Source organism: uncultured Corynebacterium sp. (genome assembly GCF_902489365.1).
Taxonomy (GTDB): Bacteria; Actinomycetota; Actinomycetes; order Mycobacteriales; family Mycobacteriaceae; genus Corynebacterium.
Window position 1 is genome coordinate 1 of record NZ_CABTZR010000131.1, and the last position, 3,717, is coordinate 3,717.

Here is a 3,717-nt window from a genome sequence, read left to right on the forward strand (position 1 = left end):
GGCGCCATCGCTGTTCTTGGTGAACCTTGGTATGACGTCGATGAATGCGCCGCTTGATGTCCGAGTCCAGGACACCATCGGTTTGGCTACCCCGCTGGCGGCGCGGATGCCGCGCGAGGAAGGCGGGCGCATTGGCCACGATAAATCCCTCGCCTTGGAATGGCAGGCAGCGCAGTCGGGCGCAGATATTGATTACCTGCCGCCGTGGTATGACAAGGACACCACCCGCCGGGCCCGCGCTGCGCTGGAGGCCCCAGAACTCAAGGAGCTGGTGGCCTCCTATAGCGAGCCCATGTCCTGGGAGCGCTTCCGTAAGAACCTGGTCTTTTCCCTGACGACGGGCCGTACGCTACAGCTGTCGGAGGACCCAGCGGACTACCTCCCCGCCGGGTAGGCACCCCCGTAGGAAGACAAAACGCGGGCGGGTAGGTTACGCTACAAAAGATTCTCGTTATTGATCCGTAACCATCGCTGGCGTGTTGGCGATGTACTAGTGGCAGTAAGAATGTTAAGGAGAAACATGAGTGCACTAAGTTCCGCACTGCGGACGCGTGTCATGGCGGTTGTGGCCGCCATTGCTATTGCTCTGGGCCTCGTCGTCACCGCCGGCACCCAGGAGGCCTCTGCGGCTAACCGTGACTGGCTGCGTGGCGATGCTACCGGGGCCTGCGAGTGGGACCGCGTAGGTTTCTGGGTTCAGCGCTGTGATGTCTGGTCTGAGGCTATGGGCCGCACCATCCCGGTGCAGATTCAGCCGGCCAAGAACGGCGGCAACGCGGGCCTGTACCTCCTCGATGGTCTTCGCGCTACCGACCGCACCAACGCGTGGATCAATGACGTTAACGCCGCACGTACCTACGTCGACCACAACATCACCCTCGTGATGCCGGTGGGTGGCGCCGCGTCCTTCTACGCAGACTGGCGCGCCCCGGCCACCTATGACTTGGTGGAACCGGTGAACTACATGTGGGAGACCTTCCTCACTAAGGAGCTTCCGGCTTACCTCGAGGGCAACTTCGGTGTGGCCCGCAACAATAACTCCGTTGCTGGCCTGTCCATGGGTGCTACCGCAGCCATTACGTTGGCCGGCAAGCACACGGAGCAGTTCCGCCAGGCTCTGTCCTACTCCGGTTATCTCACCACGACTCTGCCGGGAGCGCAGACCTTTATGCGCCTCGCGCTTCTCGATGCCGGCGGCTTCAACATCAACGCCATGTACGGTTCCGTCATTAACCCGAAGCGCTTCAGCAATGACCCGTTCAACCTGATTCCGGAGCTGGCCGCTCACGGTACCGACGTGTTTGTCTCCGCCGCCTCCGGTATTCCGGGTCCGCTGGATCAGCAGCGCTATAAGCCGGAGCACATTGCTTCCGGTATGGCGCTTGAAGGTTTTGCTAATGCTACGACCCGCATGTGGGAGCTCAAGGCGCGCGCGATGGGCGTGCGTCTCCAGACGAACTACCCGGCTCAGGGCCTGCACAACTGGGAGCAGTTCGGCTACGAGTTGGAGTACTCCAAGCCGCAGGTGCTCAACGTGATGAACGCGTGGTAAACGCGTAGAAACCTTTCTTTTCGCCGGCTCGTCCGTCGCCTTCTAGCGGAATCATTCGCTGGAGGCGCTTAGGCGGGCCGGCTTTGTCGTGTTCGATAAGGAAAGTGTGGGCGTGTCCCTCTTCCAAAAGTCTCAAGTTCAACTTAAACTTGAGCTCACGTTAGACCGCTCACCGCGTCTGCAGTGGCGTGTTCCGCAGGAGGGGAACCTGCGGAGCCCGCTCGATGCAACGTGCCTTCACTCGACACATCGCAAGGATTCACCAATGCCGAACACTGCGCCTTCTCAGAAGTCTGCTCAGCCCTCCAAGGCAGCAGGCCTGCGTTCCCCGTCCGCCGCTCGCAAGGGCCTGACCATCGCCGCACTGCCTACCGCCGTGGCCGTCGGCTTCGCGCTGCTGCCTATGGCCAATGCGCAGTCCTCCAGCTCTAGCTCCGGCGAGGGCATTACCGACATTCTGGGAAGCTCCAACTTCTCCGACTCCTTCGCGCCGTCCAACCCGCCGCAGCGCACACCGATTGAGACCGAGTACCCGGACATCGAGGGCCTGCCGGAAGGCGTGTCCGTCTCCCGTGTTGAGTACCTGACCAACCGCCACCTCAAGGTCTACATCAAGTCCGCCGCTATGCCGGACAAGGAGCAGGTCGTGCAGATCCAGCTGGCCCGCGACTGGTACTCCAACCCGGACAAGAAGTTCCCAGAAGTGTGGGCCCTCGACGGCCTACGTGCCCGCGACGACGAGTCTGGCTGGACCATTGAAACCAACATTCTGTCCCAGTTCGCCGACCGCAACGTCAACCTCATCATGCCGGTTGGCGGCGAGTCCTCCTTCTACTCCGATTGGCAGAAGCCCGACAACGGGAAGCACTACAAGTGGGAAAGCTTCCTCATGCAGGAGCTCATCCCAGTCCTAGAGAAGGCATATCGTTCCAACGGCCAGCGTGCCGTCACCGGTATCTCCATGGGCGGTACTGCCGCGATGAACCTGGCGGAGCGCAACCCCTGGGCCTTCAAGTTCGTTGGTTCCTTCTCGGGATACCTCGACACCACGACCACCGGTATGCCGGAGGCCATTACCGCCGCGCAGGCAGATGCCGGCGGCTACACCTCCACCAACATGTGGGGCGACCTCTACTCCCAGGACTGGATTGACCACGACCCGAAGCTGGGTATCGAGAACCTCAAGGATATGAAGGTCTACGTCTCCGCTGGCAACGGCAAGGATGACTACGGCCAGATCGGCTCCGTGGCCAAGGGCCAGGCCAACATGGCCGGCGTAGGCCTCGAGGCAATTTCCCGCATGTCTACTCAGACCTTCGTCGATTACGCCAAGCGCGCCAAGGTGGAGCCGGTGGTCAAGTTCCGCCCGACAGGCGTTCACAGCTGGGAGTACTGGCAGTTCGAAATGACCGAGGCGTGGCCGTTCATTGCTGACTCCCTCGGTCTCGACAAGTCCGACCGCGGCGCTGACTGCACCCCGGTGGGCGCAATTGCGGAGGCCACCAAGTCCGGCATCATTGGTTCCTGCGTGAACAACGAGTATGACGTCGCCGAGCGCGGCAAGGCCCAGGACTTCCAGGCCGGTACTGCCTACTGGTCCCCGGAGACCGGTGCGCACGCCGTCATCGGCCGCATCGGTGCACGCTACTCCGAGCTCGGTGGCCCGACCTCCTGGTTGGGCTTCCCGAAGACCGGTGAGGAGAAGACTCCCGACGGTCGCGGACGCTACGTCCACTTCGAGCATGGCTCCATCTACTGGACCCCGGAGACCGGTGCCTGGCCTATCTCGAAGGACTTCTTCGACGCCTGGGGCAAGAACGGCTTTGAGGGCGGCGACCTCAAATACCCGGTAGCCGAGCCGCGCAAGGCCGGCGACGGCGAGGTCCAGGAGTTCGAGGACGGCGTGCTGACCCGCAACCCGGACGGTTCCTTCCACATCGTGCACGGTGCTATCGGCGCGAAGTACAAGGAGCTGAAGGCTGCTGACTCTGAGCTGGGCTTCCCGGTGGGTGAGGAGAAGGCCGTCAACGGCGGCTTCTTCCAGGAGTTCGAGCACGGCAACATCTACTGGTCCATGGATTCCGGCGCGCACTACATCCTCAAGGGCGAGATCTTTGATGAGTGGGGCAAGCACGGCTACGAACAGGGCGAGTTCGGCTGGCCCA

At 62.0% G+C, this 3,717-nt stretch carries 2 protein-coding genes and 1 pseudogene; all 3 read left to right on the forward strand.

Features of this window, described 5'->3' with window-relative positions:
- A pseudogene (locus RDN59_RS11660) lies at positions 1 to 394 on the forward strand (hypothetical protein); the annotation flags it as partial.
- Between the two features lie 126 nt (positions 395 to 520).
- Positions 521 to 1,552 carry an alpha/beta hydrolase family protein gene (locus RDN59_RS11665; RefSeq protein WP_284808805.1) on the forward strand — a complete coding sequence of 344 codons (1,032 nt, stop codon included), beginning with the start codon at positions 521 to 523 and terminating at the stop codon, positions 1,550 to 1,552.
- A gap of 265 nt (positions 1,553 to 1,817) precedes the next feature.
- Positions 1,818 to 3,717 (forward strand): alpha/beta hydrolase-fold protein (locus RDN59_RS11670; RefSeq protein ID WP_308607979.1); only part of this gene is annotated, 1,900 nt, incomplete at its 3' end.